This is a genomic window from Psychrobacter sp. DAB_AL43B (assembly GCF_900168255.1).
Classification (GTDB): Bacteria; Pseudomonadota; Gammaproteobacteria; order Pseudomonadales; family Moraxellaceae; genus Psychrobacter.
Genome location: NZ_LT799838.1, coordinates 3,234,044 through 3,250,215 on the forward strand (window position 1 = coordinate 3,234,044; position 16,172 = coordinate 3,250,215).

Genomic DNA, 16,172 nt, shown 5'->3' on the forward strand with positions numbered 1-16,172 from the left:
CTGACGCTATTTTTGATTGTGCTATACAATTCTTTGTCCTCAAGTTTTCAAAGTAACCACCCATATAAAATAACTACTCATATATTGTCTATTATATATGTGTTTACCATGCTCAATAGGGCATCAAGCTCGTATTTCTTGCGCTCTGCAAGTGTTTTCTAGTTCAAATTTGCGATTTCAATCACCGTCTAGGTGAGTTTTCTTTGGTGTTATTTTGTAAGCGGTGATTCTTCGACGCTGTCTAATGACGTGTCTTTTTTCTTATTCTAATAATAGTCGTGCTGCTATGTCTATCCCTTCTAACGTACAACCCAAAGCCTCATCGAATAAATCGAATGCGTTTAATCCCCCTTCTTCAAAGTTTACTTTTTGGCTGGTACTTTGCGCCATGGTTTTGCTGGGCACTAATATGCGTGCGCCTATCGTTGCGCTTGGTTCTATTGCGCCCGTCGTACAAGAGGCCTTGAATATCTCAGAGACTCAAATCGGTTGGCTGGGCGCAGTGCCTATGCTGACCTTTGCTCTTGGCGCACTGATCTCACCGTCTATTGGCAAGCGTTTTGGCATTGAGAATACCTTGATTGCGATGATTGCCCTGCTGACCTTTGGTATGGTTGTGCGTGCAGTTATCCCAACATGGATTGGGTTTTTAAGTGGTACGGTGATGTTGACCTTAGCCATTGGTTTTGCAAATACCTTGGCAGCACCAGTCATTAAACAGCGCACTCCCAATAATATTCCTTTAGTTACCGGTCTATTCAGTCTGGCTATGACCGTAACCGCTGGAATAGTGGCAGGTGTAGTATTACCGTTATCTGAACGAGTTGGCTGGCAATGGTCATTGGGTGGTTGGGCATTTTTAGGGCTATTCGCAGTTGTTATCTGGGTATTTTTGCGTATACGTCTAGGCTCGTCGAGCGATCAAGTCGTTCCTGTGGCTGCTCAAGGCTCCTCTGATATTTCTGTATGGCGTACCGCTTTTGCTTGGCAAATTGGCATATTTCTGGGTATTCAATCCTTACTTTATTACACGGTTGCGAGCTTTTTACCATCTATCTTAGTCAGTAAAGGAATGAGCGCGGTGAGCGCAGGACAGATGGGTTCGGTGTTCCAGTTTATGGCCCCACTGTCTATTTTGGCTTTAACGTGGCTAATCAACCGTGGTCGCCCTATTCAAGCACTATCCGTCTTTGCTGCCACCCTTAACGTGATCGGTATTTTTGGTCTTAGCTATATGTCTACTGACTTAGCATGGCTGTGGGCAGGTTTGATGGGTGCAGGTTGCTCGGCGATTTTCACGTTAAGTATCATGCTGTTCTCTATGCGTACTTATACGACCAATCAAGCCAGTGAGCTGTCTGGTATGGCGCAATTCGTCGGCTATATCATTGCCTTCTTCGGTCCACTTGGGACTGGTTGGCTACATGAGTTGACTGACAGCTGGGATTTGCCGCTACTGATTACGCTTATTTTGATGATTGTAAACGTAGCCATAGCTTGGCTAATCAGTCGTCCGGTGATGGTCGATGGTAAAAAGGTTTAATTTTTATCATTAAGCAATTAACTTTTGCACCATATTGCTGCTTATCTGATTCTGCTAGACTGGTTCGATTGTATATAGGACAGCAGAATCATGATAAACAGACCTTTTCGCTTACCGCAGCGCTTGCTCACGGTCGCTGCACTGACCGTAGCAATCGCTATCAGCGGTTGTCAAAAAACGCCTGATGCCAATGATGCTAAGACGGATAATGGCACTCAAAATAGTACTCCAATCGCCGATCTTCAAGCTGCCGAAACTCAGCAAACAACCACTTCAACTGAGCAGCAATCTGCACCGATAACCATATTGGCACTTGGTGACTCGCTGACAGAAGGGCTTGGCGTCGATAATGACGCCAATTACCCCGCGCAGCTAGAAGTACGCTTAAAAGAACTTGGCTATAAAAATGTCAACGTCGTCAATTCAGGCTTGAGCGGTGAAACCAGTACGGGCCTCGTCAATCGCTTAGATTGGGTATTGCAGACCAAGCCTGATATTACGATTTTGACTGTGGGTGCCAATGATGCCATTCGCGGTATTGATGTGGCGACGGTTGAGGCCAATATTCGTACTGCTGTAAAGCGTTTACAAGATGGCGGTAGCGAAGTTATCTTAGGCGGTATGCAGATTTATGACAATCTTGGCTCTGAGTATGTTAAATCATTTGCCGCGATATACCCAAGAGTGGCAAAAGACATGAATGTGACGCTGATTCCGTTCTTCTTAGACGGTGTCGGCGGTGACCCTAAGCTGAATCAAGCGGATGCCATTCACCCAACTAAAGAGGGTTATACCATTATTGTTAATGACAATATTTTGCCAATCTTACAACCTGAGCTTAAAAGATTAGAAGCAAGTAATGCTGGTGAATCAATAAAACCTAACAAGCCAGCGCCAACATCGACGAGCACGCCTACTGAGACTGCGCAATGATACCTTTATCTTCAGACCTAGATTCAGCGGCAACCATCACGCCCGCTTCGAAACCTTCAGCATTGCTTATCGCCTTACAACTTAATAAAACCGTGCAAGTCGGTGACCAATCTTTATCCATTATTAAAGACGTCGACATTCATGTCAATGCGGGCGAGTTTGTGGTCATCATGGGCAAATCTGGCTCTGGAAAATCTACTTTGTTAGGCTTGTTAGCGGCGCTAGATTATCCTGATAGTGGCAGCGTTGAATTAGCAGGACAGACCTTGAGCAGCCTCGATGAAGATGCGTTGGCAGTCATTCGTCAACGTGACATGGGTTTTGTCTTTCAATCGTTTCATTTATTGCCGACATTGACGGTGGCAGAAAATATTGCCTTCCCACTTGATATCGCTCGACGTCCAAACAAAGCACGAGTGGATGAGTTGATTGAAGCCGTTGATTTGGGGCACAGACGCAATAGCTTGCCCAATCAACTATCAGGCGGCGAGCAGCAGCGTACGGCCGTCGCACGAGCACTGGTATCACAGCCAAAAATTGTCTTTGCGGATGAGCCAACAGGTAATTTAGATGAGCAAAACGCCAATCAAGTGATGCAATTATTATTAGATTTGAGACAGCAAGTGGGCTCAGCGTTGGTTGTTGTGACCCATGACCCTGCGCTAGCTGAAATGGCAGATCGGGTCATTACCATGCATGACGGGCGGATTGTATCTTAATGAATAATTTGATGAATAATAAGCAAACAGAAAAGCATTCACCAAAAGATACAACTGATACTAGCATGGCAAAAGAGTCAGATTATACTGGCAGTATCATCTACCATTTATTTAAAGGATTGGGCGCGCAAGCATTGAGCCGTAGCTGGTGGCAGCGCTGGATATATCCGGTATTATTTTTACTGACTTTAACGCTGTCACTGGCAACCTATCTAACCCTAGATTCGATTCAGCAATCTGTTAATACTTATATTAACGATAATCAGCGTGCGCTGGTTGGTGGCGATTTGATCTTAAACAGTCAACAAGACTGGCCAAGCGAGGTGTTGACGCAAGTAGCAACGGTCGCTGATACGCAAAAAGTTTATGACTATCAATTTAATGCGATGGTAGTGACTGATGAGCAAACCTTACTTGCTCGGGTCAAAGCCGTCTCGCCTGCTTATCCGTTATATGGTGATGTCGAGCTGGCATCTGGTCAGCCTTTATGGCAGCAGCTCAAGCCTGATAATGTGGTCGTCGCCCCAGAAGTCCTTAAAAGCCTAAACGCTAGTATTGGTGATAAAATTACCATTGGTGAAGGACAGTTTACGATTAGCGATGTGCTGACCAAAGAGCCTGACCGTCCGTTGACGGCCTTTGGCTTTGGTGGACGAGTGCTGATGCAACAAGACGCGCTCGCTGCAACCAATCTATTGGGTGAGCGTAGCCGTATCAACTATCGTATTGAGTTGGCCGGCGAGCCCGAATTAATCGCTGAGCAGCGTGATAAGCTGACGCAAATATTAACCAATTATCCTGATATCGAGCTCTCAGATGCTGAGTCAGCAGACACCTCTGTCTCGCGTATCTCTGATAATGTGTTGATGTTTTTAAAACTCTTGGTCATTGCCGTCTTGTTATTATCGGCGGTCGCGATGTATGGGGTCATCACCGCGTTTGTGTCCAAGCAGCAATCTAGCAATGCGATTCGTTTAGCATTGGGTGAGCCACTTGGCAGTCTCAAACGCAGCTATTATCAGCTGCTGATTGCAACGACTGTCATTGCTGGTATCGCCGCGATTATCGTCAGTTTTGGCTTGCTTAAAGTTGGTCAGCCGTATCTTGTGGCTATCTTGCCAGCAGATGTTGGCTTAGCCATCAATCCTATCAGTGCCATTAAAACCATTATTATCGCTTTGGTGCTGACGTTGCTTATCGCACAGCGTGGCTTAAGTTCGCTTAATACCACCAAACCCGCAACCTTGCTTAGCCAAGGTGCTAGCTCGCAAGCGCAAAATATACCTTGGTATAAACGCTTCCCTTTACTATGGTATGGGCTAATGCTCACAGGGCTGTATGCGTTCTTTGCCTATGAAGTAGGTTCGTTTAAGTTAGGCGCTCAGCTGCTAATAGGATTAATCGGTTTCGTAGCAATATTTTGGCTGTTGGCGCGTGCTTGGTTATGGCTACTTGCCAAGTTAGCTATGAGTAGCCATATCAGTTGGATGCAACGTATTGCTATTCATAACCTTGCGCGTAAAGGCAATCAATCAGCGCTATTTTTTGTCACGCTATCATTATCCGTCGCTGTGCTTACGTTAATCACCACACTGAATCACAGTATTAATACCCAGTTTATTAATGCCTATCCTGAAGATGCGCCCAATTTATTTTTGTTAGATATTCAAAGCGATCAGCATGATGAGATTAATAAGATCATTGAAGCACCAGTGAACTACTATCCTGTCATTCGTGCCCGTGTGGTGACCGCAAATGATGTACTTGTACAGGATATCGAGCCTGCCGAGGGTTTTGATGACCCTACGCGTGTCTTTAATTTAAGCTACTCAGATACCGTTATGGAGACTGAGTTTATTACAGATGCCGTAGCCGATAATCAACTGTATGAACCTATCGAAACTGAGAGTAGTAATCCAGGGCAAGTCGTCGCGCCTTTATCGATTTTAGACACCGCTGCCAGTTTATTAAATGTCGGTATGGGTGATGAAGTTCGCTTTAATATTCAAGGTATTGAAATCGTCGGTCAAATTACCAGTATTCGCTCGCGTTATGAGCAAGGTCCAAGCCCTTATTTTTACTTCTTATTTGAGCCCTCTGTCCTCTCTGCTGCGCCGCAAATCCAATTTGCCACTGCCCATGTAACCGCTGATGATATTCCAGACTTGCAAGGACAACTGGTCAGAGCGTTTCCTGCTGTGACGACTATTGATGGGACGGCTATCGCGCAGCAAGTCCAAGAGTTGGTTGCACAAATGAGTCGCTTGGTTTATGTCTTTACCCTACTGGCTCTATTGACTGGCATCATGGTATTGATTAGCTCGTTACTGTCCACCTCGCAAGATCGTATGCAAGAAAGCGCTTCGTTTAGGCTGTTAGGTATGCAAAAACGCGACTTATATATGCTTAATATACTAGAGCTTGGGTTGCTTGGACTTAGTGCCGCGGCATTCGCTGTTATTATCGCCAGTGTTGGCGCATGGGCTGCTATTACCCAATGGTTTAATCTACGCTTTAGTGTGCCGTGGGCGAGTTTAAGTATTGGCGGAGCATTATTAATCGCGCTACTGTTTGCTATCGCTATTATTTATGTGCGATTGGTAATTGGACGTGGGATCATGGCGAGGGTAAGGGCGATGATTTAATCGTATTCAATTTCAGCTTTTCACGAAAAACCCCTTCCTAGGAGTTTTTCGTTCGCTGTTATTTGCCAGTCTGGGTAAGAATTTAATTCTCATACTTATGCACTTCAAAACATGTCGTTTATAACTCGTCTATTCCATCAAAACAATCATTCCTAGCAGCGTTTATAAAGATATTCGAATTTAATTTTTACAAAAATTAACAATTTTTTCCGTATTGTCTATCGGCCAACAGGGTAGAATAAATGCTAGCATTTATTCTACCCTGTTGGCCGATAGACATATCTTTCTTTTTGTCGATTTATATATATAATTACCTTTAATATCAATAACTTACGCTGACCTATATTATCTAATTTGGCATATAACGCGTAGTTTTACTCTTTGCATACTTACCATTAAAGAATATGGTTGTTATACTCTATTGTATGTGATATACATACTACAAACGTTGAATCGGAATTGAAATCTTTGTTTCAATAAATAAGTATATCTTATTTTTTAATGCAGTAGATGTAGTAGTGATTCGAATATGTATTACGAGTATTAGTTTTCATAATATAACTCGTGATACAAATCACAAATTGTTAAAAATCCCGAGTAATATTCTTAGTTTTTCTTTACTTCAAACTGTATCAAAATACTCATTTATAAAATTATTATATAAAAATTTCAAATAGTGTATAATACGACCCATTTTGTGCATTTCAATACAAAGACAGACTTTTGTTTTGTATTATACTTTACCGTAAGTTCTGAATAGGACTATCAAATATGAAAAATCTCAATAATGAGAAATTAGAACGCCTGTATGTTAAAGCGTTGGAACGTAACATCGATTATTTGGTGCAAGATACGGTGGATGGAGTATTGTCGAAAAATACTAAATTTAATAATACACGAGGCAATGTTCATGGAAGAATGAACGGTGTTATTACTAAAAAACGTCATGACTCAATGCTCAAAGAAACGTACAATCAAGTATTTGCTTAGAAGTTAACTTAGTACGGAGCTAAGCAGTGAGTTCAGACAACAGTGATCCTTTAGAAAGTACAACACTAAATGCATTAAAAAAACAATATGATTTTTCAGAAGCTCAGAATGCTAATCTTTTTGAAGCAGAACAACAGAGAAGATTACAAACTAGTTCAGATTATCTAGAAAGCGCTACAAGTCAATTACCTCCTCTTTCTGATCTAATGAAGGGTGTTCAAGCTTCTAATTTACATATTGATGAAAAATATGATCATCTGTTAGCACTCTTAATCCATTTAACAAATCATAGTATGAAAGCTTATAAACAAGTTCAGAATGTTATAGGCGAAGTCGATGATAAGATAAATAGTGAATTCTGTTATTTAGCTAGAGCTGAAACCTCAATTATCTACGCAGTGCTAACTAAAAAATATGATACTGATTTTGAGTTAGCTCTTATTGATGCTATTACTTCTACAAGACACATAATTAATGATTGTCTTGACATAATTGCTATACATGCAAATAAGTGTTATTTATCTATATTAAATAGATATGATACGATCAAAATTACTCCTCATTTTAAAAACTTTGACAGCATACAACCTTTGATCAGAGAAGCTTTGGAACTAGCTGCTACTACTAGATTCACTAGAGGGACTAATAGGATTCAGGAATATTTGAAGTTTATTGAAGACGGAAATAAGCTGCCTCAATTAATTGAGTTTTGTGAGATATATCCTGATTTAATGTACCATTTAAACCAAATTTTTCAGGATAAATTTGATGGTAATCAGCTTGTTGAACTTAAACGTCAAGCTCTTGAGCAGCAATTGAAAGAAATTAATAATGAAAGTGACGCTCAAACACGACATGAAGAAACTTTAGAGAGTAATAACACTAATGCCAAAAGGCAGAGAGATACATATATTTTTATGTCATTCCTAGCGGTAGCAGTAGCCTTATTAGGTATTTGGATTACTGTGATTTTAAGTAGCTATACATTGGAATCAAAATCATCTGTGCCTTTGGATAGCCAAGTTTCAAATCCTTAATGATAGATTATAAATGTTCTTTAAAAAATTAGAATCTTAGAGTGCTCTCTGCGCTTTTTCAAACAAAGTGCTTCTAGTCTCAAATTTAATAAAAAAAATTAACGATTCTTGAGATTTTCGCTACAAAATCCAAAGCCAGAAAAACGCCTTCTATCAATTTAGAAGGCGTTTTTTTTGCTTCATAAGCTGTATAGACATATAAGTCAGTATCTACCCCGCTCTTTGCTTATTTTATAGCCCTCATTTGCTATACTAGCCCCACTTTATCGATTAAATAACCACTTATAACACCCTCCCAAACAGCATGGTAGCCTTATGAAATTCTCAAAGTTCGGTCAAAAATTTACCCAGCCCACTGGCATCTCACAATTGATGGATGATCTGGGCGATGCGCTAAAAAGCGATCAGCCTATCAACATGCTAGGTGGCGGTAACCCTGCCAAGATTGAGGCGGTGAATGAGCTTTTTTTAGAGACTTATAAAGCACTTGGTAATGATAACGATACCGGTGAAGCCAATAGTAGCGCTATTATCAGCATGGCGAATTACTCTAATCCGCAAGGTGATGCCGCATTTATCGATGCCTTGGTTGGCTTCTTTAACCGTCATTATGATTGGAATTTGACGGCAGAAAATATTGCCCTAACCAATGGCTCGCAGAATGCCTTTTTCTATCTATTCAACCTTTTTGGCGGCGCTTTCGTTGATGAAAATAACGAACCTATCGATAAATCAATTCTACTGCCGTTAACCCCTGAATATATCGGCTATAGTGACGTCCATGTTGAGGGTCAACATTTTGCAGCTGTACTACCGCATATCGATGAAGTCACTCATAATGGCGAAGAAGGCTTTTTTAAATATCGTGTCGACTTTGAAGCGTTAGAAAACTTGCCCGCGCTAAAAGAAGGTCGCATTGGCGCTATCTGTTGCTCACGTCCGACCAATCCGACTGGCAACGTCTTGACTGATGATGAAATGGCGCATTTAGCTGAGATTGCCAAGCGCTATGACATACCGTTGATTATTGACAATGCTTACGGTATGCCCTTTCCTAACATCATTTATTCTGATGCGCATCTTACTTGGGATGACAATACTATCCTTTGTTTCAGCCTATCTAAAATTGGCTTACCCGGTATGCGTACCGGTATTATCGTTGCAGCTCCCAAAGTCATTGCCGCTGTTAGTGCGATGAATGCGGTGGTGAATCTCGCACCGACGCGTTTCGGCGCTGCGATTGCCACGCCACTAGTCAAAAACGACCGAATTAAGCAGCTATCTGATAATGAGATTAAGCCGTTTTATCAGCAGCAAGCGAATACCGCCGTACGCTTATTAAAAGAAGCGTTGGGCGATTATCCCCTAGCGATTCATAAGCCTGAAGGCGCGATTTTCTTATGGTTATGGTTTAAAGACTTGCCGATTACGACCGTTGAGTTATATGAGCGTCTAAAAGAAAAAGGCACGCTTATTGTGCCAAGTAAACACTTTTTCCCTGGTGTCGATGTGAGCAATTACCAGCATGCGCATGAATGTATTCGTATGAGCATTGCCGCTGATGAGCAAACGCTGATTGATGGTATTCGAGTGATTGGTGAAGTGGTGCGCGAGCTTTATGATGAGGCTAAGAGTCAAAACGACTAAGCCTTTTAATATACAAATAGTTAATCATAGAAATAAAAAAACGGACTTATGAATAGTCCGTTTTTTTCTGTCGTTTAATCATGGGTTTGACTGTATTGATCGACTGAAAAGTCCTTGTGCATACGGTAAATCCATAAATGACGTAAGAGAGCAGGCTCGTATTGATAATATCATGGATACTGGCCTTTATTTCTGCACCCGTTAAGCCTGAGAGGCCTAAATCTGTAATAGTATGCCGATTGTCCAAATACTCACCCAATACAGCGATAGCCGTGACCATAATTAAAGCGATAAACGCTCTGATACTATATTTTTTGAAAATTGGACGCAGCAGGATTAAACTTAATAGATAAACGCTGATGCCCACATAAATATGTAAGGCATCTTTGTCTAAGCCTGTAGCATCGACGACACCGTTTTTGAATAGATAAAAATCCACGATTTTATTCCGCGTATAAGAGGTAGAAAATAACTGAGTATAAATTGAGAATAAAAAAGGCAGGTTATATATTTGCTAACCTACCTTACTGCTCAATCAAATATTTAATTCATGCTTCTTTAAATATCCCAATCCACAAAATTCTTTAACAGTTGCAAGCCTGCGGTATGGCTCTTTTCAGGATGAAACTGAGTCGCAAACAGATTGTCTTTAATAACACTGGCACAAAACGGCTGACCATAATCACAAACAGCCGCCACTTGCGAGTTATCTGCTGGCTTACAGTAATAACTGTGCACAAAATAAAAGTGCGAGTTATCTTCGATGCCGTTCCACAATGGATGCTCAAAATCCATACCGTTAATGGTATTCCAGCCCATATGCGGCACTTTAATAGTCGCGCCCTGCTCATCTGTCCATGTCGGATCAAACGCTTCTACGCTGCCATCTAAGATACCCAAGCATTTTGTACCACCATTCTCAGCGGACTGCTCAAATAACGCCTGCATACCCACACAGATGGCCATGACAGGCTTATTAAATATGGCATGACGTATGACCTCATCAATACCTGCCTCGTGCATGCCAGCGATACAATCACGCATGGCACCGACACCGGGAAAGAAAATCTTATCGGCAGCAGCGACCACTTTAGGATCATTGGTGATCGACACTTCTGCGCCGACCGCTGATAGTGCCTTGCTGGCAGAGTGCAAATTACCCATGCCATAATCTAATAGTGCAATTTTTGTGGCACGACTCATCTAAAACGCCTCTTTGGTCGATGGCAAGGTGTTCAACGCGCGCTCATCATATTCGCACGCCATACGCAGTGCACGGGCAAAGGCTTTAAAGGTAGATTCGATTTGGTGATGGCTATTTTTACCTTTTAAATTATCTAAATGCACTGTCATCCACGAATGATTGACAAAACCGTAGAAGAATTCACTAAACAAATCCACATCAAAGGTACCAACGTGCGAGCGCGTGAATGGAATCTCCATATGTAATCCTGGACGACCAGATAAATCAACCACCGCACGCGTTAACGCTTCATCTAGTGGCGCATAAAAATGCCCATAACGACGAATGCCTTTCTTATCACCCAAGGCTTTAGCAAAGGCTTGTCCCAGCGTGATACCGGTATCTTCAACACTATGGTGATCATCAATAAAGGTATCGCCCGTACATTTGATATCTAAGTCAAATAGACCATGACGCTTAATTTGATCAATCATATGATCTAAAAATGGCACGCCCGTATCTACAGTACCTTGGCCAGTACCATCAAGATTGACCGTACAAGTGACTTGGGTCTCAGCGGTATTGCGCGTTACAGTCGCTGTACGTGCGGCATGACCGTAAAGATTTTTAGCAGAGTTTTGGTCTTGAGATTGTTCAGTAGAATTGGCTGTCATGGCTACTCTCTATAAATATAAAAGCAAACAATAAAATAGGGCTATTAATAAGCCCAGCGTGTTCTCAATTTGAGAACCATAAAATAGAAGCATAAAATTTTAATAAGTATAAATTGCTTATAGTTCATTCTATCCTATCGCAAAATATTATAATAAGGACAGACTATGCATTATCTATCCTTATCATAGCAAACCCTAAGATTTACTGCCACGGCCACGCAGTAATCTACAGGCAAATTTGCACCATTCTGCTAAAATAGTGACTTTAATATTATCAATCATTGCCCAATAACCGTTATGCTCATTATATTAAGTCATGCCGCACCAGATAACTAACTATCAAATGAAAAAAAATAGGAAGCCACTATGCCTTTAGAAGCGATTGCCATTAACGACTTGCAAACTCCTTTGATGAAAAAGCCTGCGCGTGAAAATGAATTGGCCGAGCGCTTGCAATCATTATATGACACAGATGATAGCCAACCTGATGGCGCTGAAGTATTGGCACTTATTGAGCAAGGGTTTAAACGTGGGCAGTACCTATATGTTGGTATGTTCAATGATAAGCCTATCGCCGCGGTTGCCTGCTTTGACGATGGGCAAACCGATGCTAAGCGCCTGCAATATTTAACGGTACATAAACAAAACCGCGGTCGTGCGATTGATGCCAAATTTATTAAACTGGTTTATGATGCCGAAGTGAAAAAAGGCGTACGCCAGTTTGTTCCTGTCGATGCAGATATTCATCGTATTATGAGCGAGTACGAGCTACTACGAGTTAAAGATTAGTTTTAGGATAAAAAAGGCTTATTTTAATGATCTATCAATTATTTTTGGTCTTTTATTGCAGATAATGCAGAAATAACTTGACAGGAACGCCTATATTTAGTTTAATAGCGCCTCAACGAAGACGGCTCGATAGCTCAGTCGGTAGAGCAACGGATTGAAAATCCGTGTGTCGGCAGTTCGAACCTGCCTCGAGCCACCATTCGTTATAGAATTCTAAAAAGCCCCAAACATTTATGTTTGGGGCTTTTTTTATGTCTTTAGGCTTTAAATATTTATTTTTAATAAAGTTATTTTTATGACACGGGGTCTCTTAATAACAGCTCACAAGGCTCACGATAATTTAAATCGTAAATAGTTGCGCGATAATCAATACCATATCGACCTTCAGAGAATACTACTTGATCACCTACTGATAAATAACAAGATTGACGCGCATCATAGATAAAATCATCAATGACAAACATCTCATCACGGTCGACGTCTTTGACTGTGTAAATATTATCTTTGACCGTACTATCACTTAACAATGATCGCTCAAACCAAGCACTATGAGCGCTATTAATACTTAGAAAAGCTATCGTCAATCCTAATAATATTAGCATTCCTGTCCTAGACGACATTAGCTCGTCCGTAGTAAATCTATTCATTGTGACTTATCCCGTTTAATTTTCCTAAAGTCCATTTTGTAGCACCTGTTAATCTTGCATGGCGGTTTTTACAATATCTTAAACAACTACTGTCACTCATTCATAACACTTTTGTGCTGTTTTATGTGCCTGCCCGCTAAGTATACTAAAAGCGATAAACAGTGATAGGTTAAGAGTAAGAACTATGAGAGAGTTTGATTATGATTTAGATTATAAAAATTTGGACTTACGTGCGCATCCTGAGCTGTATCGTGTCGGTCGCGGTGAACAAGGTGTGTTACTAGTAGAGCCTTATAAATCCGAAATTCTGCCGCACTGGCGCTTTGCGACGCCTGATATTGCGACTGAAAGCAGCGAGTTTATTTATCAGATGTTTTTAGAGTATCTGTCAGCTGATGACTTTGTCGGTGCGGATATGGCACGCAAATTTATCCAAATGGGCTATACCCGCGCCCGCCGTTATGCCAATCATAAAGGCGGTAAAAAATACAAAGGAGCGGTTCCTGATGATAAAAAAGGCCAAAGCGGAGCGCATGGTCGCGCAGAGCTACCACGGCAAACCGAAGATCCTATCAAAGCCGAATCGGCGCGACTCTTTAAACAAAAATGGGATTCATGCCGCGAGAATGAAGTTTATTTAAAAATGAAAGCTGAACACCGTCAGCGTTATCAAGACGTTGAATAGTAGATACTAAAATAGCAGTAAAAGTGAGTGCTATGGCTTACCTATGTTATGGTAACAAAGACTTTAAACAGTACTTTTAAAAACTAATAACTTAAAAATAGAATGAATAATTCTAAATCGCGAGGAATAATGAATAAGCAGCTTTTGATTTTTGATTTCGATGGGACACTCATTGATAGCGTACCAGATTTGGCTGATGCGACTAATGCGATGCTGACCACGCTTGGTAAACAACCTTATCCTATCGATACCATACGTAACTGGGTGGGTAATGGCTCAAGAATGCTGGTCGAACGCGCCTTGGTCGGTAAAATTGAGGTTGTAGAAGGTGAGTTAACCCAAGAAGAAACTGATCATGCCGAACAAGTTTTTTTTGATGCTTATAAGAATCTTAGTGGTAGCAAAACCGTCGCCTACCCAGATGTGGATAGCGGACTAAAAAAGCTAAAGGCAGCGGGCTATACACTAGCATTAGTCACCAATAAACCCATTCGTTTTGTACCCAAAATATTACAATTCTTTGGCTGGCAAGACTTGTTTAGCGAAGTACTGGGCGGTGATAGCTTGCCGGTCAAAAAACCAGATCCTACCCCATTACTACATGTCTGTGAGGCTCTAGGTGTAACTCCAGCGCAAGCGGTCATGATTGGTGATTCAAGAAACGATATCTTAGCCGGACAAAATGCCAATATGGATACACTTGGATTGTCTTATGGCTACAACTATGGGCAAGATATTCGTGAGCTCAATCCTACTGAAGCGTTTGATAGTTTTGCGGCATTGGTTGAATATATTTTAAAAGATTAGGGCGTATTTAGAATAGTTAAAAAACAAGAAAACTATCTTATACCCTATATCGTTGCAAACTGTGACTGGCCTTTATTTAAGCTTAAACAAGCCAAGAAGCGGTCACACTATTGGAGCAAGAGCATGATTAAAAAAGACAATACCAATAGAAAGTACTCTTCTATTTTGGTCGATGGCATTCAAAAAGCACCAGCGCGTTCTATGCTGCGTGCAGTCGGTTTTACTGATGAAGATTTTAAGCGCCCGCAAGTGGGGATTGCCTCTACTTGGAGCCAAGTGACGCCTTGTAATATCCACATTAACGGCTTAGCTGAAGAAGTGGCGAAAGGCGTTTATCTTGCCTATGCCAAGCCCATTATTTTCAACACCATTACCATCTCTGACGGTATCGCTAACGGTTACCAAGGCATGAAATACTCATTGGTATCGCGTGAAGTAATTGCTGACTCCATTGAAACCGTATCAGGCTGCCAAGGTCACGACGCTATCATTGCTATTGGTGGCTGCGATAAAAATATGCCTGGTTGTATTATGGCCATGGCACGCTTAAACCGTCCTTCCCTGTTTATTTATGGCGGTACCATTCAGCCGGGTAAAAATCATACTGACATCGTTTCTGTATTCGAAGCCGTCGGTGCCAATGCCCGTGGCGATATGACCGAAGAAGAAGTATTAGAAATTGAAAGAACAGCTATCCCTGGCCCTGGTTCTTGTGGTGGTATGTATACCGCTAACACCATGGCATCAGCGATTGAAGCGTTAGGCATGAGCTTACCCGGCAGCTCTGCTCAAGAAGCTATCTCTCCTGAAAAACGTGAAGACTGCCGACAAGCAGGTCAAGCGATTCAGTGGCTCATTGATAACGACATTAAGCCTAGCGATATTATGACGCGCAAAGCTTTTGAAAACGCTATTACCATGGTTATTGCTTTAGGTGGCTCTACCAACGCTGTACTACATTTACTGGCCATGGCCGATGCGATTGACGTAGCGCTAAACATTGATGACTTTACCGAAATAGGTAAGCGTGTGCCGGTACTGGCCGACTTACGCCCATCAGGTAAATACTTAATGTCAGAGCTCATTAAGATTGGTGGTATTGCGCCACTAATGAAGCGTTTACTGGCACAGGGTTTACTACACGGCGATTGCTTAACGGTTAATGGTAAAACAATAGCTGAAAACCTTGCTGACGTAGAAGACTACCCAGCCGGCCAAGACATTATCATGCCGTTCGACAAGCCAATTAAAGCCGACAGCCACTTGCGCATATTACGTGGCAACATTGCACCAACTGGTTCGGTGGCAAAAATCAGTGGCCAAGAAGGTACTATGTTTACTGGCACAGCACGTGTATTTGACTCAGAAGAAGATTCAATGAGCGCTATTCTTGACAGTACAGTAGTCGCAGGTGATGTGGTTATTATTCGTTACGAAGGCCCGAAAGGTGGCCCGGGTATGCGTGAAATGCTGTCACCAACCTCGGCCATTATGGGTCGCGGCTTGGGCAATGATGTTGCGTTAATTACCGATGGTCGCTTCTCTGGTGGTAGTCATGGCTTTGTCGTAGGACACATCACGCCTGAAGCCATGGTTGGCGGGCCGATTGCTATTATTGAAAACGGCGACACCATTACCATTGATGCCGACAACAATGAAATAAACTTAAACATCAGCCAAGAAGAAATTGAGAAGCGTTTGAGTGCATGGAAAGCACCAGAGCCAAACATAAAGCGCGGTGTGCTGGCTAAATACGCTAAAACGGTTGGCAGTGCCTCGGAAGGTGCCATTACCGATAAGTTTTAATCGCTATCAAAAACACCTTGGGCAAAGGAATGCCTAAGGTGTTTTTCTTCTGTTGAATTTCCTGCAT

15 protein-coding genes and 1 tRNA gene are annotated in these 16,172 nt (G+C 41.8%); 12 read left to right on the forward strand and 4 right to left on the reverse strand.

All coding sequences use genetic code 11. The features are described 5' to 3' along the window. The first annotated feature begins 286 nt into the window (after positions 1-286). The 7 genes from DABAL43B_RS13785 (at position 287) to DABAL43B_RS13815 (ending at position 9,514) form a co-directional block, all read left to right on the forward strand. Positions 287-1,543, forward strand: coding sequence for a CynX/NimT family MFS transporter (locus DABAL43B_RS13785; protein ID WP_227516701.1), 1,257 nt, complete (start codon positions 287-289; stop codon positions 1,541-1,543). Between the two features lie 90 nt (positions 1,544-1,633). Beyond that, positions 1,634-2,476 (forward strand): arylesterase, encoded by an 843-nt coding sequence (locus tag DABAL43B_RS13790; protein WP_079692914.1) that lies wholly within the window; start codon positions 1,634-1,636, stop codon positions 2,474-2,476. After that, positions 2,473-3,195 (forward strand): ABC transporter ATP-binding protein, encoded by a 723-nt coding sequence (locus tag DABAL43B_RS13795; RefSeq protein WP_079692915.1) that lies wholly within the window; start codon positions 2,473-2,475, stop codon positions 3,193-3,195. The genes DABAL43B_RS13790 and DABAL43B_RS13795 overlap by 4 nt, the downstream gene beginning before the upstream one ends. An 11-nt stretch (positions 3,196-3,206) precedes the next feature. Next, on the forward strand, positions 3,207-5,840 hold the full coding sequence (locus tag DABAL43B_RS13800) for an ABC transporter permease (RefSeq protein WP_079692916.1): 2,634 nt from the start codon (positions 3,207-3,209) through the stop codon (positions 5,838-5,840). A gap of 771 nt (positions 5,841-6,611) precedes the next feature. Continuing rightward, positions 6,612-6,830, forward strand: coding sequence for a hypothetical protein (locus DABAL43B_RS13805; RefSeq protein WP_079692917.1), 219 nt, complete (start codon positions 6,612-6,614; stop codon positions 6,828-6,830). 26 nt (positions 6,831-6,856) lie between these two features. Then, the gene (locus tag DABAL43B_RS13810; RefSeq protein ID WP_079692918.1) at positions 6,857-7,867 is read left to right on the forward strand and encodes a hypothetical protein; all 1,011 of its coding nucleotides are present in this window, start codon (positions 6,857-6,859) and stop codon (positions 7,865-7,867) included. A gap of 315 nt (positions 7,868-8,182) precedes the next feature. After that, positions 8,183-9,514: a valine--pyruvate transaminase gene (locus DABAL43B_RS13815; RefSeq protein ID WP_079692919.1), complete on the forward strand. Its 1,332-nt coding sequence runs from the start codon at positions 8,183-8,185 to the stop codon at positions 9,512-9,514. Between the two features lie 46 nt (positions 9,515-9,560). Here DABAL43B_RS13815 and DABAL43B_RS13820 read toward each other — a convergent pair whose 3' ends face one another. The 3 genes from DABAL43B_RS13820 to hisB form a co-directional block, all read right to left on the reverse strand. Further along, complete coding sequence (locus DABAL43B_RS13820; protein WP_079692920.1) at positions 9,561-9,953, reverse strand: hypothetical protein; 393 nt, start codon at positions 9,951-9,953, stop codon at positions 9,561-9,563. Between the two features lie 119 nt (positions 9,954-10,072). Continuing rightward, complete coding sequence (gene hisH, locus DABAL43B_RS13825; protein ID WP_079692921.1) at positions 10,073-10,717, reverse strand: imidazole glycerol phosphate synthase subunit HisH; 645 nt, start codon at positions 10,715-10,717, stop codon at positions 10,073-10,075. Continuing rightward, entirely contained in the window at positions 10,718-11,371 is a 654-nt protein-coding gene (gene hisB, locus DABAL43B_RS13830; protein WP_079692922.1) for an imidazoleglycerol-phosphate dehydratase HisB, read from the reverse strand. It lies immediately after the preceding gene. Between the two features lie 366 nt (positions 11,372-11,737). On the opposite strand from hisB, the gene DABAL43B_RS13835 reads away from it, so the two are divergent. Continuing rightward, positions 11,738-12,160, forward strand: coding sequence for a hypothetical protein (locus DABAL43B_RS13835; RefSeq protein WP_079692923.1), 423 nt, complete (start codon positions 11,738-11,740; stop codon positions 12,158-12,160). Positions 12,161-12,283: 123 nt separating this feature from the next. Then, positions 12,284-12,359, forward strand: a tRNA-Phe gene (locus tag DABAL43B_RS13840). A 94-nt stretch (positions 12,360-12,453) separates the two neighbouring features. Here the strand turns inward: DABAL43B_RS13840 and DABAL43B_RS13845 are convergent. Then, complete coding sequence (locus DABAL43B_RS13845) at positions 12,454-12,762, reverse strand: hypothetical protein (protein WP_079692924.1); 309 nt, start codon at positions 12,760-12,762, stop codon at positions 12,454-12,456. A gap of 229 nt (positions 12,763-12,991) precedes the next feature. Between DABAL43B_RS13845 and DABAL43B_RS13850 the strand changes: the two genes are divergently transcribed. From DABAL43B_RS13850 to ilvD, 3 genes are all read left to right on the forward strand, one after another. Beyond that, a complete protein-coding gene (locus DABAL43B_RS13850; protein WP_079692925.1) occupies positions 12,992-13,492 on the forward strand; it encodes a DUF4385 domain-containing protein in 501 nt (166 codons plus the stop codon). Between the two features lie 129 nt (positions 13,493-13,621). Continuing rightward, a complete protein-coding gene (locus DABAL43B_RS13855) occupies positions 13,622-14,299 on the forward strand; it encodes a phosphoglycolate phosphatase (protein ID WP_079692926.1) in 678 nt (225 codons plus the stop codon). Between the two features lie 126 nt (positions 14,300-14,425). Then, complete coding sequence (ilvD, locus tag DABAL43B_RS13860; RefSeq protein WP_264753857.1) at positions 14,426-16,105, forward strand: dihydroxy-acid dehydratase; 1,680 nt, start codon at positions 14,426-14,428, stop codon at positions 16,103-16,105. Positions 16,106-16,172 lie beyond the last annotated feature (67 nt).